The following is an 18,755-nucleotide window of genomic DNA, read 5'->3' as shown; positions in this document are numbered from 1 at the left end:
ATCTAAACAGCTGTTAATCGCTTTTTTGTCCAGTAGAATCCACAGCAAGTTGCATGCTATCTAATCGCTTACCAAGCAGTCGGTCACGCATTTGCATAAATCTACCATCAGCCTTAAATAGAAGTCGGCCTGAATCTAAAACAGCCAAACTACGTGCTTTTTCACCCATGTTCAAATAAGCTAATGCTTGATTGAACATGGCATCTCGGTAACCCCCAGATTGCCTGGGTACCTGACTTAAATAAACAAGCGCTTTTTTATTATTTCCCATGCGAACATAGAATTGTCCGAGCTCCAACACAACAAATGGATTTTTCGGCAAAAGGGGCAAAAGGTGGAGATAAACCTTCTCAGCTCGTTCATATTGGCCAATTTGACTTAAAAAACGCGCCCAATTTATTAAAAGATACGGATCAAATGGATACTTCTTAAGTTCAGTTAAAATTAAATTTTGATACGATAAATGAGCCATACGAGGCAATTGATATCTAAAATAAGCAGAGCTTAATTGAGGATGAACCAAATCTTTTTGTTGAATTGATTGCATGGCCAACAAGCTATCCCCACGAACCAAATTCTGTAAATAGGAACTATATGATTTATCCAAAACTGGTATCCCTTGATTAACTGCTTGCTGTAAATAATTCGCTGCAACGCGTTTTGAATTAGATGCCACGTATATTTCACTAAATATCAAATATAGCGCTGGCGAATTATTTCCTGAAGATTCCAACGCTTTGGCTTCCTCAAGAGCTTGAGAATACCAACCCAATTGACATTTTATTTGAGAGGACAACAACAAGTAATCCACATCACCCGGACTTTTCTCTAATGAACGCTCAATATCATTTTCAGCATGCACGTAATCACGTAATTGAAAATAGGCTTTGGCGCGCAAATAATAAAAATGAGGACTTTCATTTTCACGAAGCAATTGCGTCATGTAAGAAACAACAAGACTTGGACGCAGTGTTTGACTATACGCTGATTTCGGCGGAATAATTTCACCACGCTGATCCGCCGTTGGTTCGCATGAATAAAGCCAAAAAGAACAAATAACGATTAAAAACCGATATCGAGTACCAAAGGAAACCATGCAAATTCTTTTGTATGTGGCAAATATACGCCTCGAACACCAAGTTCAAATTCTTGTGAAAACCGCATTAAATGCAGTTGGAAAGACAAATCTACACCTAAGGATTGATAATCACGAACTAACAATTTAGATTTTTGCATAACGCGTCCTTGGCCACCATCAGCAAATAAATCCATATTTATACGCTTTAAATAAATAAAACGACCTACGTTAAAATCTGTAGATGCCAACGGGAATCGATAATCCAAACTATAGCTAAACATTTGATCGAAAGAAGCGTACGAGTAGCCACGTGGAAAACTCAAATAACTCCCAAATCGGTAATTTCCCTTAGATTCCTGTTGGTAACCCGTACGTAAACTGAATCCATGATGTTTCAAAAATCCAGGAAAAAACAATTTTGATTGAATTGACCAAATTTCAGCCTGAAGTGACTGAGCAAAAGGAGTTGAATTAAATCTTCCAACAACTTGAATACCCCATTTTGATTGTAAATCGCGGTAAGTTCGATTGAACATTTTAGAATAGGAAACATGATAATTTATTGAAGAATATGTTCCATTAAAGGCTTCTGTAATGTAACGCCTCTTTAAATCATATCCGGAAACTTGTAAAAAATCAATTTTTGAACCCATCTCTAAAGATTCCAAAAATGCAGAATGTGTCAGATTAAGTGGAATACGTAGACCCAACGAATATTTTGTTTGACTCCATTGATCCGAACTCACCGCATTTGGATTTGTTGGCGTAGGCAAATTCAACTCAGAAAAACGATTCCCCGATTCATAATTAAAATCAATAACTGGAAAAAAACCTTGATAAGACAAACGTGCGAACGTATTTGCTACTTGTTCATTTGCATTCCATTGATACCCAAAACTAGCTTGTAGATTATTCAAAACATCTTTACTAACAATGCCTACATCAAGTTTATTCCCCTGAGAACTTACCAAAGGCCCCCAAGCATATGGGTTGAAAATCTTCCACTTGGAGTAAGAAGATGAGACATACGAACTCAGTGTATCTGTTACATTTGGAATAGGAGCAAAAGAAATGTTAACGGTTTTTTTAGCTGTCGAATCTCCGATAACAACAACATGTCCAGTCGCGGTGTAATTCGAATAAACTAATTTATTACCCATAGGAATACCGAAATAGGCACCATACTTTTCACCTGTAAGAACTCGGGGCTGTTTAGATTTTAAATCAACGCCTACGATCTGATCTACACCATCAACGGGTAAATTAATGTAGATATTTTCACCCGCTAAATAGGGGTGAGACGCATTAATAGGCCCTAATTGAATAGAATCGCGCATGACATTTTCTTTCCAATTCCATACTATAATTGATTTGGACTGGCCTTTTTTCTTGATAAATACATAATCAGATTCTCCTTGCAAACGAGGCTGAACAAACTGTTCCCCTGGTTTGGCGACTAATTGAGAAACTACTTGTTTAGAAAATCGATCTATAACTTGTAACTTTGACGCACCTGACAAACGATACACTAATGCCCCAATGTATTTTGAATCAGCAGAAATACTTGGATTAGTTGCTTGACCCAGTGACCCCCATTTTATTCGTTTATGATTCAGCAAGTCATATAAATAAAAAACGGTTTGATTCTTTTGGCCCCATCTTGGATTAAAGACATATTCCGACCAAATGACGAAGTTTGAAGAAGCTGCCAACATCGCATTTTCAAAATAAGGACCCATGAATACAAGTCTTTTCTCCGCATTGGGAGTCCGCAAAACCAATTGGGTATTCGCATCAAATCCATTCTTTATCGCTACAAAACTGCTATCATTTACGGGATTGGGATATAAATAATTTGTAAATCCTTTTTCCTTTAGCTTGATTTTTTTAGTAACAGGTGTAGTACTCAGTATTTCTTGAGCAAAATTATCTACCGATTTCCCCGTTATTTTTTTTACAGATCTTGAAAACGAGAAGGGAATGGGTGTATTTAAAGTTTGTTGCCAAATGCGCCCAATTACATCCTGGCCGTAACGCTGTTGTAAAAGATGTGAAAATTTTTGACCAAAAACATAATGATTCGGAACATATTCTCGAAACGAACGTCCCATTAATTTAGCGTAGCTTGGCGCACCAAAAGTATCTAAATATGCCCTTAAGGGCATTTGAAATTGAGGAATTACACTACGGCCGAAACCAGTAACGCGCGTCTCAGTCTCCACCGCATCACCTTCCCAAAGCCAATTAGGAATCAGCAAATTAGTGTATGCCATCTGACCATTATTACCCCACAAATAGTACATCCATTTGGCAAGACCGGTACGTCCAATTTCATTTTGATACATATGCCGAGATTCATGCGCAGCTAATAAACTGATCCAATCATTCGTCCCAAGTAAACTTGGATCCTGTGGAGGAAGCATAAAATATTCCGCTCTAGGTGCCGCTAATGAAACAAAACCGTTGGAAACCATTCCTTGATTTTGCAGAACAATTTTCCACGGATGTAAGGATGCTGCTAATCCAAGACCAACCGCTGAAAGCGATCGATCCAATTCTTTCGCTGTAACCTGAGCAAGTGAATCTAAGCCTTCAGGATATATGATTTGAACAGGAAATTGTTGAAGCTGGATCTGACGATGACGTACCAAAAAAGGATTTTGATCTAGTATGGGATAATTAACCTGCGCCAAACTTAATTGACCACACATACAAAGTATCAAAAAGGTAAAAAACCTTAAAACCATTTCAAGACTTGTTCGATGAGCCACTTTCTTTTCGCCGTATATGGAGGATAAAAATAACGTACAAAGTTTGTTTTTTGAACTAAAACTGATTTGGCATGCGAAAATTCTAAAAATCCGAATTTCCCACCCGACTTGCCAATTCCTGAATTATTAACACCACCAAAAGGAAGTTCATCATGTCCGAATTGAATCAAACAATCATTAATTAAACAAGAACCTGAAGAGGTGTTTTGAACAATAAAATCCGAGAATATTTGATTTTGACTAAATATATACAACGCTAAAGGCTTTTCTTCCCGACTTAAATATCCTGTGATTTCCACTTCATTTTTAAATGTAATTACAGGCAGAATTGGTCCGAAAATTTCTTCCTGCATAATTTGCATGTCCACATTACAATTTGTTAAGATGGTAGGACTCATAAAACAAGTAGATTCGTCAAAATCTCCACCAATCAAAACTTTAGCTCCTTGCAAAACTGCTTCATCAAACAAGTGCTTGATACGATTAAAATGACGTTTATTGACAATACGCGCATAATCCTTACTTTTAGCAATTTCGCTTCCAGTGCCATAAAAACTAGCTATTGACTGCTCCAAGGCTTGCAAAAATTGAAAATTCACTTTTTCATGCACATATAAAAAATCAGGAGCTATACATGTCTGTCCATTATTTAAAAACTTGCCCCAAGCAATTTTCTGGGCTGAAGAAGAAATATCGGCAGATTCGTCAACAATCGCAGGTGATTTCCCACCTAATTCCAATGTCACCGAGCAAAGATGTTTGGAAGCCGCCTCCATTACCTTTTTCCCAATCATCGGACTACCTGTGAAAAATATATGATCAAATTTCTGCTCCAACAAATAACTAGCCACTGATGCGTCTCCTTCAAATACAGCTACTTCCGATGGATCAAATAAAGCAGTAATCATTTTATTTATAAATGCTGACGTATGCTCGCTCATTTCTGAAGGCTTTAGCATGATCGCATTCCCTGCCGCAATAGCATGAACTAGGGGATTGATCGCTAAGTTGAACGGATAATTCCATGGGGCAATAATAAGACACATACCTTTGGGCTCTAATTGTATTTGCCCTTGAGTCCCAATTAGCATAAGCGGCGTGCCTACTTTCTGTGGTTTCATCCATGATTTCAAATGCTTAATCATGTAATTAATCTCTTTTTTAACGCCTAAAAGCTCAGCGATTATTACTTCGGAGCTCGGCTTTCTAAAATCAGCATAAAGCGCATCAAATAAAGATTGTTTATGAGCCAGCATATACGTCTCGATAGATCGTAATTTTTCGATACGCGAAGCTGCACTCGCATTTTTTAAACGCTGTAATGAAGATTTTTGTAACGCATAAATAGCATTAATTTGTTGTTCCATAGTACTTCAATTAAATGGTAAACAATGTTCGTAATTTTTCTTCAATCAAATCAAAATATCCTTTATTCCCTGATGGTCTAAACCACGTATCTCCCGCAACATACCATTTACCATCGCCCGGATATATGGCAAACTCAGTTTTAGGCTTCAATTCTTCAACTCCTTTTTCAAAAACAAATTCACCTGTAAATAAAACAGCCATTAATTCTTGAAGTCCTTTCCAATCATCCGTAAATCGAATTAAGTCATTCGCATCTTTGGAATACCTAAAACTTAAATTATAGAATGACAATTCACCTTCAATACGAACCCATAAACCATCTTCATCCGCAAATTGAAATCCCAAATATAAGGGCATTTCTTTCCCCGCATTTTCTAAAATAGCCTGCATGAATTCTTGAATAAGCGTATCATCTAATTCTAGAATAACGGGTAATGCCGTTGTAGTATCAGCCGCTTCCAATGTAATAAATGGCTCCTCATCACGTGGATCGCAGGAACCTGATTTATATAATCGAAAAGAATCTTCTAAGCGATTACGCCACGCCGTAGGTAAAGATCCTTCCCACACATATGTATCTTCCGTATTTAAACCTTCGGCTAGCAACTCTTCCCGCGAAAAGTCATCTCGGTCAATGTATTGAATAGTTAATTTAACGGTAGGTACATCCGACAAAAAATCAGTAAACTCAAACGCCGCCTCTAAATGATAGGGTGGAGGTACGTTGTTCGGACTTTCATAAAACAACTGAAACTTCTTTTCTAATTTGGCTGGATTCATTTTTGCGTATTAAGGTACAAAGCTACGGATTTTAGTCGGTCGATCTTACCAGATTCCGTAGTTTCAAATTTAGGCAGATAGACAACCTGCTTTGGAATTTCCCATGATTGCAATGCCGGAAGTGATTTTTGATTTACCAAACTTTCATCAACCAAACCCAATCCTTCAATAAATAGTACTGCTTTTTGACCTACAACTTCATTGGGCACACCGCTGACAAAAAATGAACGCTCAGAAAATAAGGACGCTATTTCTTGCTCGACCTTTTCCGCTTGAATTTTACGCCCAGCCGAATTAATGACACGATCTGCACGTCCGAGTACCTTAAAATGACACGAATCAATTTGTTCAACGATATCGTTTGTTTGAACCCATTGTTGGCCCGTCACATCTCCTTTGAAACGGGCACATTTATTTATGCCAACTTCAAACTCTATAGATGGTAAAATTTTATAACAAGTAGCGGGAGTAGGACTAAGCATTTGATAAGCCACATGCGAAACGGTTTCTGTCATTCCATACGTTGCAAATATTGGAAATTGGAAATTTGTTTGCGAAATAATCGTGAGATTTAAAGCAGCTCCTCCGAGCAACACTGCCTTTGATTTTGAAAAATAGCTTAGCAAATCAATACCATCATTTAAAATAGCATACCATTGATTGGGAACAAAGGAGGCTAGTTGAATAGAAATTGGCGGTAAATCCTTGAGCGGATTAATACATGGCTCTATCAAAAGTAGTTGTAAATTCAATTCCAATGCCCTAACTAAAACCATAGATCCAGCGATATAATGTATCGGTAGACACACAAGAGCCACATCATTTGGCTTTAATTGTAACCATTCACCAGTCACCTTTGCTGAGGCAATCATGGCTTCTCGAGAGATTTGAATTGGTTTTGGGGAACCGGTTGAGCCGGACGTCATAAAATGAAAATGTGCTTGTCCCTTTTTCCATTTTTGACAAAAGTCAAAAACCTGCTTCTCAAATTCAGTAGCAGGTATGGGATATTCTAAAGCACTCGGAGAGAAAAGAAGCATAAAACATTAAATAATTCCAAAAATAGCCAAACATTCTCTAATTTCGTGAGTTAATAAAAGGTTAATCAGTTTAACCTTACGTACATGAGCGAAGATCCATTTGTAAATCCCATTAATCCAGATAAAGTTGCCCAAAATCCGGGCTTACTTCCCTACGCGCACACGGCAGGAGGAGCTGTAATTAAACCGGAAGATATAGGTAAAACAAAAGGGAGATCTATTCAAGCGATGCGTCAGCAGACGGACCGACAAATGAATCAGCTTTACGAGCAAATGGAAGTTTTGGCAAAACAAGCCAAAATGATTGCCGATCGAAAAGAAATTTCAGAACGTATATATGACACTGCAATGGGTTTTGAGCCTATTATCAGTGAAACGTATTATATGTACGAAAAAGAGGATGGAAGTGATTTATTATCTTTAGTTGCTCCACATGAGTGGGGGCGCTCGTTTAAATATAGTCGCTATCTAGCCAAAGTAATTTTACTTGCAGACCACACGTGGGATGTAACTTATAACGAAGAAACCAAACAAAATGATGATTTCTAATTTTCCGTGGAAACCAATAAGAGAATACAAAGAAATTTTGTTTCAGCAATACAGCGGAATTGCTAAAATATCCATTAATCGCCCGCACAAGCATAATGCATTTACGCCCCTCACCGTTCAAGAGATGTCTGAGGCAATGGAATTGGCTAGACAAGACACGTCAATCGGGGTTATAATTTTAACGGGAGAAGGCGGTAAAGCCTTTTGTTCGGGTGGCGATCAAAGCGTACGCGGTGACGGAGGGTATGTTGGCGAAGATTATGTTCCTCGCTTAAACGTATTAGACTTACAACGTCAAATACGTACGATTCCAAAGCCTGTTATAGCCATGGTGGCTGGTTGGGCCATTGGAGGTGGGCATGTCTTGCATGTAATATGTGATTTGTCCATTGCGGCTGAAAATGCTCGTTTTGGTCAGACAGGACCTAATGTAGGTTCATTTGATGGTGGATTTGGTGCTTCTTATTTAGCTCGGGTTGTAGGGCAAAAAAAAGCACGTGAAATCTGGTTTCTTTGCGATCAATATGATGCACAAGATGCATTGCAAATGGGATTGGTTAATAAAGTAGTCCCATTAGAGGAGTTAGAAAATACGACCGTTGCTTGGTGTGAAAAAATATTAGAAAAGAGCCCGTTAGCGCTTCGTATGTTAAAATCATCCTTTAATGCGGAGTTGGACGGTCAAGCAGGTATACAAGAATTAGCAGGAAATGCGACGTTATTGTATTACCTATCTGATGAAGCCAAAGAAGGTAAAAATGCCTTTTTGGAAAAACGCAAACCTGATTTCTCAAAATTCCCTAAATTCCCGTAATCATGAATTATTGGTTAGTTAAATCAGAACCATTCAAATATTCGTGGGATGATTTCGTTAAAGAGGGGAAATCTGTTTGGGATGGCGTACGTAATTACCAAGCACGAAATAATTTGAAAGCGATGAAAAAGGGGGATTGGGTATTATTTTATCATTCAAATGAAGGTGTAGAGGTCGTTGGTTTAGCAGAAATATCAAAGGAATTTTACCAAGACCCAACCACAGAGGATGACCGCTGGGTAGTTGTTGAATTAAAACCAATAAAAAAATTAGCTAAAACTGTTACGTTAAAATCAATGAAATCTGATGAGCGTTTGAGTAATTTGGCGTTAATCAAACAATCTAGATTATCCGTAACTCCGGTACTAAAAGCAGAATTTGACATTATTTTAAGCCTTGCTGAATAAATTATGAAAAAGTTACTCCTGCTCTTTTTAATTACTAGCCATGTAATTTGTGGCCAGCGCATCGAAGTTCTTCAACCGAGCAGCGAAATTGAGAATTTCACGATTCCTATTGGTGATCAAGGGGTTGTATTGATTAGCCAATTAAATAAGCAAGAGTTCAATATTCGAAAATTCAATACGGGTTTAGTACAGTCATGGTCCTATAATGCAACAGTAGAAGCATCTCAGGATTTTGTCACGCATAGCTTCGATGGTAAATACTTGTTTTTATTATTTAGCAGATTTAAAAGTAATTCGTACATCATTTTTCGCGTAAATACGACTAGTGGTAAAATTGAAAAATTCCAGATTATATCTGTTGACCGCATCGAAATCTCTAATTTCAAAGCCCTAAATTCCTCATTATTTATAGGCGGAATCGTCAATAGTCAAGCCGTGATACTTTTCACTAATTTGAACGAAAAGAAAACACAAATCCTGCCATCGGTTGTGAAAGGGGATGCAGAAATACAATCCATGGACTTGGATACTGCGTTCCAGCAAGTCAATGTGACTTACTCAGTAGGAAAAAGGGCCAAAGATTATCAACTGATTATTCGTTCGTTTGATGAAGATGGAAACTTGTTGGGTTCTGTCCAAATGAAACCATCTGATGAGTTTGCGATGATGAACGGGAAACTAAGTCAAATGAATGATTCATTGCAAATCGTGGTGGGCACCTATGGACATAAAAATACGATTGGGTCTTCTAAGGGACCAAGTTCGCAAGGATTTTATTTCCAATCATTTATTGACAGTGAATTACAACATACAAACTTTCAGAGCTTCACTAAATTCACGAATTTCTTTGAATTTCTTAGTCCGAAGCAACAGGAAAGACAAGCCAAAAAAATAAAGGAAAAAGCTGCAAAAGGAGAGGAATTACGTCTTGATTATCGCTTACTCATGCATGAAGTAATCCGAAAAGGAGATCATTATATCGTTGTAGCGGAAGCTTTTTATCCTGATTATAGATACAATAACATGGGTCTCTATGGACCAGGCATGATGGGCATGGGAGGTTTTTCTAATTTTTATTCCCCATGGAGCATGTTGTATAATCCGTATCGCTGGGGATACGGTTATTATGGTTTGTATTCCCCCTTTTCAAGCTATTACAGTCCGTGGGGATATCGTGGATATAATTATTATGGAAACAACCAGCAGTTTGACGGCTGGGTTTACACGCACGCAATTGTAGCTGAACTTGATGAAAATGGCCAAGTACTTTGGGATCATTCAATTCCATTAAATGATGCCAAAGAAGAAAAGTTAATTCAAAAAATCAAAACTTCCGTATTGGACGATCAGGTTACACTTTCTTACAGTAAGGATAATCAAATAATTAGTAAAATAATTAGCCAATCCGGGACAGTCGAACAAGAGCGCATATTAACCATACAGACAGAAAATGAATCTGACCGCGTTCGGAAATCATCCAAACTAGATTTAAATTATTGGTACGGTCCATATTTCATTGCTCATGGTACTCAATCCATAAGTAATACGGAAGAAGGAAAAAGAGACGTATTTTTCATCAATAAGATTCAATTCAATCCCTAAATTTTGGAAAACAAACAAGCTGCCATTACCATTGAAACACCCGAATTTTGGGGTAAGAGTTATGAATTAATTGATTCAGGAAATTTTGAAAAGCTTGAGCAGTTTGGTGATTTTTGTGTTCGTAGACCTGAACCACAAGCACTTTGGACAAAATCATTATCTGAAGAATTTTGGTCTTTAAAGGCAAATGCTCACTTTAGAAAAGAAAAAGGAAGTAATGAACGGGGCGTTTGGGATATAAAAAAAGGGGTACCTGATAAATGGTTTATTCCCTATAATTCAAAAAGCTTAGCGTTGAATTTCAAAATTAGTCTTTCGTCTTTTAAGCACGTGGGACTGTTCCCTGAACAGGCTTCCAATTGGGAGTTTTTAGCAACCAATATGCCTAAATTAAAAACAGCTAAGCCTAAATTCTTGAATCTATTTGCTTACACAGGCGGAGCAAGCTTAGTTTGTCGGCAAATGGGTGCAGATGTAACCCATGTAGATTCAGTAAAACCTGTTTTATCTTGGGCGCGCGAAAATATGGAAGTTTCAAAATTGGATTCGATTCGATGGATGGCAGAAGATGCGTTGAAATTTGTCAAAAGAGAGGCAAGAAGGGGTAACCATTACCAAGGAATTTTATTAGATCCGCCAGCATATGGCCGTGGTCCAGAAGGAGAGAAATGGGTATTGGAAGAGCAGATAGATGATTTATTGCGTTCTGTAAAAGAGATTTTAGATCCTAAAGAACATATTTTACTGACAAATGTATACTCATTGGGATTCTCAACGCTCGTCGTAGAAAACCTTGTTAATGGCATTTTCAGTGTACCAGAAAATGCTCAATCTGGCGAATTATACCTAAATGACCAATACGATAAAAAACTACCATTGGGTGTTTTCCATCGGTATTTATTTCAGTCTTAGTTTTTCGGATAAATTACTCCCTTAGCGGCTAGAAGAGTATTTTTCATAAGCGACACAATCGTCATAGGGCCTACACCCTTCGGAACGGGCGTAATATAAGAGCATAGAGGAGCCACTTCTTCAAAATCTACATCTCCCTTTAGCGCAAAGCCCGATTTTTTACTTGTATCCACAATACGTGTCAAACCCACATCAATTACCACAGCACCTGGTTTAATGTGCGCTGCCTTAATGAATTCAGGTTTACCCAAAGCCGCTATCAATATATCGGCTTGTTGGCACATTTCCTCCAAATTAGCCGTCCTTGAATGCGCCAAAGTGACCGTGCAATTTCCTTGTGGATGATTGCGTTGCATCAGGATTGACATAGGTAGGCCGACGATTTGGCTGCGGCCAACAACCACACAGTGTTTTCCTGCTGTTTCAATGTTGTAATAGGCCAACAAATCTAAAACTCCTTGCGGAGTAGCCGAGATGTATGCTGGTAAACCTTTGGCCATTCGGCCTATATTGATTGGATGAAAACCGTCGACGTCTTTTGACGGATGAATCGTTTCCATCACACGATCAGGATTAATATGATTTGGCAGAGGTAATTGAACAATTAAACCATCCATTTCTGGATTATCATTTACATCTTGAACAGCCTTCAATAATTCCGCTTCAGTAATCGTAGAGTCAAATCGCAGCAGGGTAGAAGCGAAGCCTAGCTCGCCACAGGACTTAACTTTATTAGCAACATAGGTTTCAGATGCGCCATTTTCACCAACTAAAATAGCTACTAAATGAGGGGGGCGTTTACCGGAAGCGATTAATTCATTTACTTCTTGAGCGATGGCCGATTTCATAGATTCGGCAACCATCTTTCCATCAATAATTTGGCTCATAGGTACTTATTTTTTTCTCGTTGTCTTTTTAGGTGAAGGAGCAGCGTCACCTAAAGCGATACAATCTTCCAAAGTCAGGGAAGCAGGATCTTGATCTTTAGGAATTTTAACATTCCGTTTACCTATTTGAATATAAGGTCCATACAGTCCATTAACGACTTTAATGGCCGCATTTTCTGGAAATTCTTTAATGAATTTATTAGCTTCTGAATTACGCTTAGCCATAATTAATTCAATAGCGCGCGCTTGAGTTAATGATTCTAAATTATCTGTCTTCCCAAGGGATACATACTTTCCATTATGTTTGACATAAGGACCAAATCGGCCTTTACCAGTTTCAATTAAATGGTCTTCAAAATAACCTAAACCAGCAGATTCTGCTGCAATTTGAGCCGCTTTCATGACCAAAATAGCTTGATCTAACTCAATGGTAAACGGATCATTTGGTTCAGGCAAACTAGTAAATTTACCATCATATTTAATGTACGGACCTAATTTTCCTGCACCAATAATGACGGGCATATCATCTAAAATTCCAATTTCACGAGGTAGTTTAGGGCGTGCCAATAACACTATAGCTTGTTCTAAAGATAGCGTTGCAATGGATTGACTTTTAGCAAGATTAGCAAAAACAGGTTTATCCTCATCTCCGGATTCACCTAGTTGGACGAAAGGACCAAATTTCCCTAAACGCACAGATATCTTTTTGCCAGATTCGGGATCTAGGCCTAATTCGCGGCCACCGCCAACTGAACTGCGCGAGATAGATTTACTGTCTTCGATTGTCTTATGAAAAGAGCCATAAAAATCCTTCATTAATTTCACCCAAGGAAGCTTTCCTTTGGCAACATTATCGAATTCATCTTCCATTTCAGCCGTAAATGTAAAATCGACTACATCCTGAAAATTTTCAACTAAAAAGTCGGTGACAAGTGTTCCAATATGGGTTGGAAAAAGTTTAGATTTTTCTGTACCTACAATTTCGGTCGCATTTACACCTGAAATTTCATCATCCTTTAAAGTCCATGTCTGAAAAGCACGTTCTCGACCTGCACGATCCTCCTTCTCAACATAGGCGCGTTTAATAATAGTGGAAATAGTTGGCGCATACGTTGATGGCCTTCCTATACCTTTTTCTTCCATGGCCTTTACTAAACTTGCCTCTGTATACCTAGGAGCTGGCCGAGTAAAACGCTCTTGCGCTTTTAATTCATCTAGCGACAATACTTGTCCAATGGATAAAGGAGGCAACATATCCTTGTTTTCCTCATCATCTTCATCATCTTTCCCTTCTAGATAGGCTTTTAAAAAACCCTCAAAGGCGATAACCTCACCATGAGCAACTAATATTTCAGTCGTGGTTGAAATTTCAATTTGTGCTGTTGTGCGTTCTAAAAGTGCATCCGACATTTGGGAAGCAATGGCACGTTTCCATATTAACTCATATAATTTCCGTTCACGCGAATCTCCATTTAAAGTACTCAGCGCAAAATCTGTAGGACGAATCGCTTCGTGTGCCTCTTGAGCACTATCAGATTTTGTTTTGAATTGTCTGGTATGATGAAATGGTGCACCATAAGCATTCTCAATGGCTACTTTTGCTTTATCACGCGCTTCTTGAGATAACATGGTTGAGTCAGTACGCATGTATGAAATTCGTCCTGATTCATATAATTTTTGCGCAATTGACATGGTTGTCGCGACAGCATACCCTAATTTACGCGAAGCTTCTTGTTGTAAAGTAGATGTGGTAAATGGCGGAGCAGGTGTTTTCTTAGCTGGTTTTGTCTCTAAATTTTTAATCGAAAACTGTGCACCAACACATTTTTTCAGGAATTCAAGTGCTTCTCCTTCCGCAGCAAATGCTTTCGAAAGTTCAGCCTTTAATACTTTTTTACCTGGAAGGTCGAATAGTGCAACCACCTTAAATGTTGCAGCCGCTTCGTGTTTTTCAATTTCACGCTCACGATCTACGATTAATCGTACGGCAACTGATTGCACGCGACCTGCAGAAAGACCTTTCTGAACTTTGGACCACAATACAGGAGAGAGTTCAAAGCCAATTAAACGGTCCATAATTCGACGCGCCTGTTGGGCATTCACTAAATCCATATCAATTTCACGAGGCTGCTCAATTGCTTTAAGAATAGCACTTTTCGTGATTTCACGAAACACGATACGTTTCGTATTATCTTTTAAATTAATAGCTTCTTTTAAATGCCATGAAATAGCTTCTCCCTCGCGGTCGTCGTCAGTCGCTAACCATACTTCATCAGATGATTTTGCCAGACTTTTTAATTCAGATATTACTTTTGTTTTATCTGGGGAGACAATATATGTAGGATGAAAATCGTGCTCAATATCAATGGCTTTATCACCTTTGGTAGGTAAATCCCGAACATGACCGAAGGAAGATTTGACAATGAAATCTTTACCCAAATAACCTTCTATCGTTTTTGCTTTAGCAGGGGACTCAACAATGACCAAATTTTTTGCCATTAGATATTATTTACAAGTTGTTTTTTAGAAAAGATTTCAAATATAGAACCTTAAAATGTATTTGTACACAATTCGAGACAAAGCACTAAAAAAAAACTAAATAATGATATTTTATTTTACTCAATTGAATTTGGGTCATTAGGTAAAGAATTCAACGTATTGGCAAGTTGCCCAAAGCAGATAGTCTTGAATATTTGAATAAAGAAACAATGCTTAGACGTGTAACAAAAAAGTCAAAATGAAGAAAATCAGTAAATTCTTTAAAAGAAAATTTAAATGAACTTCTGTGTAAATAGAAATATATTGATAAAAAATAAAACAGAGCAAATCAAGTAATCAAAATTGGCAATTTTGCTCTGAATCTATTAATTTTGCGAGCAATTTCTTATTTTAAAATAATTAACATGGCCTTTGACATTGGAATGATTAAAGCGGTTTACGATAAAATGCCTGCACGCATCGCTGCTGCACGTGCATTAACGGGAAAACCGCTAACATTAACTGAAAAAATCCTTTACAGCCATCTTTGGGAAGGAACTCCTTCTGTGGCACACGAACGTGGCAATTCATATGTAGATTTCGCTCCGGACCGTGTAGCTATGCAAGATGCAACTGCTCAAATGGCATTGTTGCAATTTATGCAAGCGGGTCGGCCACAAGTGGCTGTGCCGTCAACCGTGCATTGTGATCATTTAATTGAAGCTAAAGTGGCATCTAAATCTGATTTAGCTGTTGCAGTAGATAGAAATAAAGAAGTTTACGATTTCTTATCGTCGGTTTCTGACAAATATGGCATTGGGTTCTGGAAGCCAGGTGCAGGAATTATTCACCAAGTAGTTCTAGAGAATTATGCTTTCCCAGGTGGAATGATGATTGGTACTGACTCACACACGGTAAATGCGGGTGGATTAGGTATGATCGCTATCGGTGTTGGTGGTGCAGATGCATGTGACGTGATGGCTGGATTAGCTTGGGAGTTAAAATTTCCCAAATTAATTGGCGTTAAGTTGACAGGTAAATTAAATGGTTGGACCGCACCCAAAGACATTATTTTAAAGGTTGCAGGAATTTTAACCGTAAAAGGTGGTACTGGCTGTGTAGTTGAGTATTTCGGAGAAGGTGCCACTTCCTTGTCATGTACGGGTAAAGGTACTATATGCAACATGGGTGCTGAAATAGGCGCAACGACATCCACTTTTGGATACGATGATTCAATGGCCCGTTATTTACAGTCAACGGGTCGTGCGGATGTAGCTGCCATGGCTGATCAAGTACGCGAACATTTAACGGCTGATCCAGAAGTTTACGCAAACCCTGAGAAATACTTCGATCAAGTAATCGAAATAAATTTAGATACATTAGAACCACATGTAAATGGGCCATTCACACCAGATTTGGCAACACCAATTTCAAAATTGAAAGAATTGGCCGAGAAAAATGGTTGGCCTACGAAAGTAGAAGTTGGCCTAATCGGTTCATGTACCAACTCCTCTTACGAAGATATCGCACGTGCAGCGTCCCTAGCTAAACAAGTTGCTGCCAAAGGATTAAAAACAAAAGCTCAATTTACAATCACGCCAGGCTCAGAATTAGTGCGTTACACAATTGAACGTGACGGTTTTATTGATACGTTTAATTCCATTGGTGCTACCGTATTCTCCAATGCTTGTGGACCATGTATTGGTCAATGGGCGCGACAAGGTGCTGAAAAAGGCGAAAAGAACACCATCGTTCACTCATTTAATCGGAATTTCGCGAAACGTGCGGATGGTAATCCAAACACATTTGCATTTGTAGCTTCACCGGAAATAGTTACGGCTCTAGCCATTGCTGGAGATTTAACATTTAATCCGTTAACAGATTCCCTAACGAATGAAAGAGGAGAACAAGTTAAATTAGATGCGCCTTTTGGGGATGAACTACCACAAAAAGGGTTTGCTGTAGAGGATGCGGGATATCAGGCACCGGCGGAGGATGGTTCAGGAGTTCAGGTTAAAGTTTCACCTACTTCAGACCGTTTACAATTATTAGACCCATTTTCGGCATGGGAAGGATCGGATATTACAGGTTTGAAATTATTGATAAAGGCCAAAGGAAAATGTACAACAGATCATATCTCCATGGCAGGTCCTTGGTTAAAATACCGTGGTCATCTAGATAATATTTCTAATAACATGTTGATTGGTGCAGTTAACTTCTTTAATGAGAAGACTGACAATGTGAAAAATCAATTAACTGGAGAATATGGACCTGTACCAGCAACCCAACGCGCCTATAAGGCAGCGGGTGTAGGAACTATTGTTGTAGGAGATACAAATTATGGCGAAGGTTCATCACGTGAACACGCTGCCATGGAGCCTCGTCACCTTGGAGTCCGTGCAGTGTTAGTTAAATCATTTGCCCGTATTCATGAAACTAATTTGAAAAAACAAGGGATGTTGGGATTGACTTTCGCTGCTGAATCAGATTACGATAAGATTCAAGAGAATGACACAATCAACATTTTAGGTTTAGAAACATTTGCGCCGGGTAAACCATTAACGATTGAATTAGTGCATGCTGACGGCACTAAGGAGAGCTTTGCTGTTAATCATACGTATAATGACCAACAGATCGAATGGTTCAAAGCAGGTGGTGCATTGAATATTATTCGTGCTTCTGTAAAATAGATTTGATTTAAGGCGCAGAATTACTAATTTTGCGCCTTAATTTTTATAATTAAGCCCTTTTTTAACACACACACATGGCAGCGATTAATGCAGTTAAAATATTTTCTGGATCAGCATCGAATTATTTGGCAAAGGATATTGCTAAATTTTATGGAAAGGATTTGGGTGCAGTAACTATTTTAAAATTCTCAGACGGTGAAATGTCACCTAGTTTTGATGAGTCTGTGCGAGGATGTGATGTGTTTATTATTCAGTCGACATTTCCTACAGCGGATAATTTAATGGAATTATTGTTGATGATAGATGCCGCTAGAAGGGCATCTGCCCATTACGTAACCGCTGTCATCCCATATTTTGGGTATTCACGTCAAGATCGTAAAGATCGTCCACGGGTTGGAATTGGTGCTAAGTTGATAGGTAATTTATTAACCGCCGCTGGGGCAGATCGTTTAATGACGATTGACCTACACGCCGGTCAAATACAAGGGTTTATGGATTTTCCAGTGGATCACTTGGAGGGAAATGCCATCTTTGTTCCCTATTTGAAATCGTTGAATTTAGAAAATATCTTATTTGCATCCCCCGATGTGGGTGGTGTAGTTCGTACGCGCAACATGGCCAAATTCTTTAATGCAGATATGGTGATTTGCGATAAGCATCGGAAACGTGCTAATGAAATTGCATCCATGCAACTAATTGGTGATGTTAAAGGTGCAGACGTCATTCTTGTTGATGATTTAATTGATACCGGTGGTACATTATGTAAAGCAGCTCAATTAATTATGGATAAGGGTGCAAATTCAGTACGCGCAGTTGTTACCCATCCTGTACTTTCGGGTAAAGCGTATGAAAATATCAATAACTCAGTTTTGACTGAATTATTGGTAACGGATACCATTCCTCAAAAGAATGTATCTGAAAAAATTAAGGTGCTATCGGTTGCTGAATTATTTGCTAAAGCAATCGGTCGTATCCGTGATCACGAATCTATCAGTTCATTATTTATTAAATATTAATTTTAACCGTTTTCGGGGGATAGCCTACGTGCGAAAGACTGAAAACACTAACAAAAACAAAATGAAAAAGTTAGAAATTGTAGGATACAAGAGATCTACACTAGGAACAAAAGGTTCTAAAGATTTACGCTTAGAAGCATTAGCTCCATGTGTTCTTTACGGTGGTGAGGAGCAAGTACACTTTGCTGTACCAATGATCCTTTTCCGTGAATTATTATATTCTGCAGACGTATATGAAGTAGAATTAAACATTGAAGGTGATATTCACCGCGCCATCTTACAAGATGCCCAATTTCACCCAGTGAATGAAATGATTTTACACGTTGACTTCTTAGAAATCGATTCTAAAAAGCCAATCAAAAT

Annotated in this window: 14 protein-coding genes and 1 pseudogene; 8 read left to right on the top strand and 7 right to left on the bottom strand. The window is 38.4% G+C overall.

From position 1 onward, the window contains the following. Window positions 1–13: 13 nt before the first annotated feature. The 5 genes from AC1W6K_RS07305 to AC1W6K_RS07285 are packed head-to-tail and all read right to left on the bottom strand — an operon-like array spanning window position 14 to window position 7,037. The gene (locus AC1W6K_RS07305; RefSeq protein ID WP_481946983.1) at window positions 14–1,096 is read right to left on the bottom strand and encodes a tetratricopeptide repeat protein; all 1,083 of its coding nucleotides are present in this window, start codon (window positions 1,094–1,096) and stop codon (window positions 14–16) included. After that, complete coding sequence (locus tag AC1W6K_RS07300; RefSeq protein ID WP_481946982.1) at window positions 1,063–3,789, bottom strand: hypothetical protein; 2,727 nt, start codon at window positions 3,787–3,789, stop codon at window positions 1,063–1,065. Before AC1W6K_RS07300 ends, AC1W6K_RS07305 begins: the two co-directional genes overlap by 34 nt. 26 nt (window positions 3,790–3,815) lie before the next feature. After that, window positions 3,816–5,216, bottom strand: coding sequence for an aldehyde dehydrogenase family protein (locus AC1W6K_RS07295; protein WP_481946981.1), 1,401 nt, complete (start codon window positions 5,214–5,216; stop codon window positions 3,816–3,818). A gap of 10 nt (window positions 5,217–5,226) precedes the next feature. Further along, window positions 5,227–5,997, bottom strand: a complete 771-nt coding sequence (locus tag AC1W6K_RS07290) for a hypothetical protein (protein WP_481946980.1) — start codon at window positions 5,995–5,997, stop codon at window positions 5,227–5,229. Beyond that, complete coding sequence (locus AC1W6K_RS07285) at window positions 5,994–7,037, bottom strand: AMP-binding protein (protein ID WP_481946979.1); 1,044 nt, start codon at window positions 7,035–7,037, stop codon at window positions 5,994–5,996. Before AC1W6K_RS07285 ends, AC1W6K_RS07290 begins: the two co-directional genes overlap by 4 nt. 84 nt (window positions 7,038–7,121) lie before the next feature. On the opposite strand from AC1W6K_RS07285, the gene AC1W6K_RS07280 reads away from it, so the two are divergent. From AC1W6K_RS07280 to AC1W6K_RS07260, 5 genes are read left to right on the top strand one after another with little or no spacing between them, the layout of a single operon-like run. Then, the gene (locus AC1W6K_RS07280; protein ID WP_481719287.1) at window positions 7,122–7,586 is read left to right on the top strand and encodes a DUF2452 domain-containing protein; all 465 of its coding nucleotides are present in this window, start codon (window positions 7,122–7,124) and stop codon (window positions 7,584–7,586) included. Continuing rightward, window positions 7,576–8,400: a 1,4-dihydroxy-2-naphthoyl-CoA synthase gene (menB, locus tag AC1W6K_RS07275; RefSeq protein ID WP_481719310.1), complete on the top strand. Its 825-nt coding sequence runs from the start codon at window positions 7,576–7,578 to the stop codon at window positions 8,398–8,400. Before AC1W6K_RS07280 ends, menB begins: the two co-directional genes overlap by 11 nt. A gap of 2 nt (window positions 8,401–8,402) precedes the next feature. Then, window positions 8,403–8,807, top strand: coding sequence for an EVE domain-containing protein (locus AC1W6K_RS07270; RefSeq protein WP_481946978.1), 405 nt, complete (start codon window positions 8,403–8,405; stop codon window positions 8,805–8,807). A 3-nt stretch (window positions 8,808–8,810) separates the two neighbouring features. Next, on the top strand, window positions 8,811–10,409 hold the full coding sequence (locus tag AC1W6K_RS07265; RefSeq protein ID WP_481946977.1) for a hypothetical protein: 1,599 nt from the start codon (window positions 8,811–8,813) through the stop codon (window positions 10,407–10,409). Between the two features lie 3 nt (window positions 10,410–10,412). Next, the gene (locus AC1W6K_RS07260; RefSeq protein WP_481946976.1) at window positions 10,413–11,321 is read left to right on the top strand and encodes an RsmD family RNA methyltransferase; all 909 of its coding nucleotides are present in this window, start codon (window positions 10,413–10,415) and stop codon (window positions 11,319–11,321) included. Here AC1W6K_RS07260 and AC1W6K_RS07255 read toward each other — a convergent pair. Continuing rightward, window positions 11,318–12,208 (bottom strand): bifunctional 5,10-methylenetetrahydrofolate dehydrogenase/5,10-methenyltetrahydrofolate cyclohydrolase, encoded by an 891-nt coding sequence (locus AC1W6K_RS07255; RefSeq protein ID WP_481946975.1) that lies wholly within the window; start codon window positions 12,206–12,208, stop codon window positions 11,318–11,320. The genes AC1W6K_RS07260 and AC1W6K_RS07255 overlap by 4 nt on opposite strands. A 6-nt stretch (window positions 12,209–12,214) precedes the next feature. Then, window positions 12,215–14,707 carry a type I DNA topoisomerase gene (gene topA, locus AC1W6K_RS07250; protein WP_481946974.1) on the bottom strand — a complete coding sequence of 831 codons (2,493 nt, stop codon included), beginning with the start codon at window positions 14,705–14,707 and terminating at the stop codon, window positions 12,215–12,217. Between the two features lie 404 nt (window positions 14,708–15,111). Between topA and AC1W6K_RS07245 the strand changes: the two genes are divergently transcribed. From AC1W6K_RS07245 to AC1W6K_RS07235, 3 genes and pseudogenes are all read left to right on the top strand, one after another. Beyond that, the gene (locus tag AC1W6K_RS07245; protein ID WP_481946973.1) at window positions 15,112–17,376 is read left to right on the top strand and encodes an aconitate hydratase; all 2,265 of its coding nucleotides are present in this window, start codon (window positions 15,112–15,114) and stop codon (window positions 17,374–17,376) included. Window positions 17,377–17,450: 74 nt separating this feature from the next. Continuing rightward, a complete protein-coding gene (locus AC1W6K_RS07240) occupies window positions 17,451–18,392 on the top strand; it encodes a ribose-phosphate pyrophosphokinase (RefSeq protein ID WP_481946972.1) in 942 nt (313 codons plus the stop codon). Window positions 18,393–18,453: 61 nt separating this feature from the next. After that, window positions 18,454–18,755: pseudogene (locus AC1W6K_RS07235) on the top strand (50S ribosomal protein L25); the annotation flags it as partial.

Source organism: Aquirufa sp. (assembly GCF_964796385.1).
Note: the sequence above shows the minus strand (reverse complement) of the source record. Positions and strands in the feature narration are given on the sequence as shown.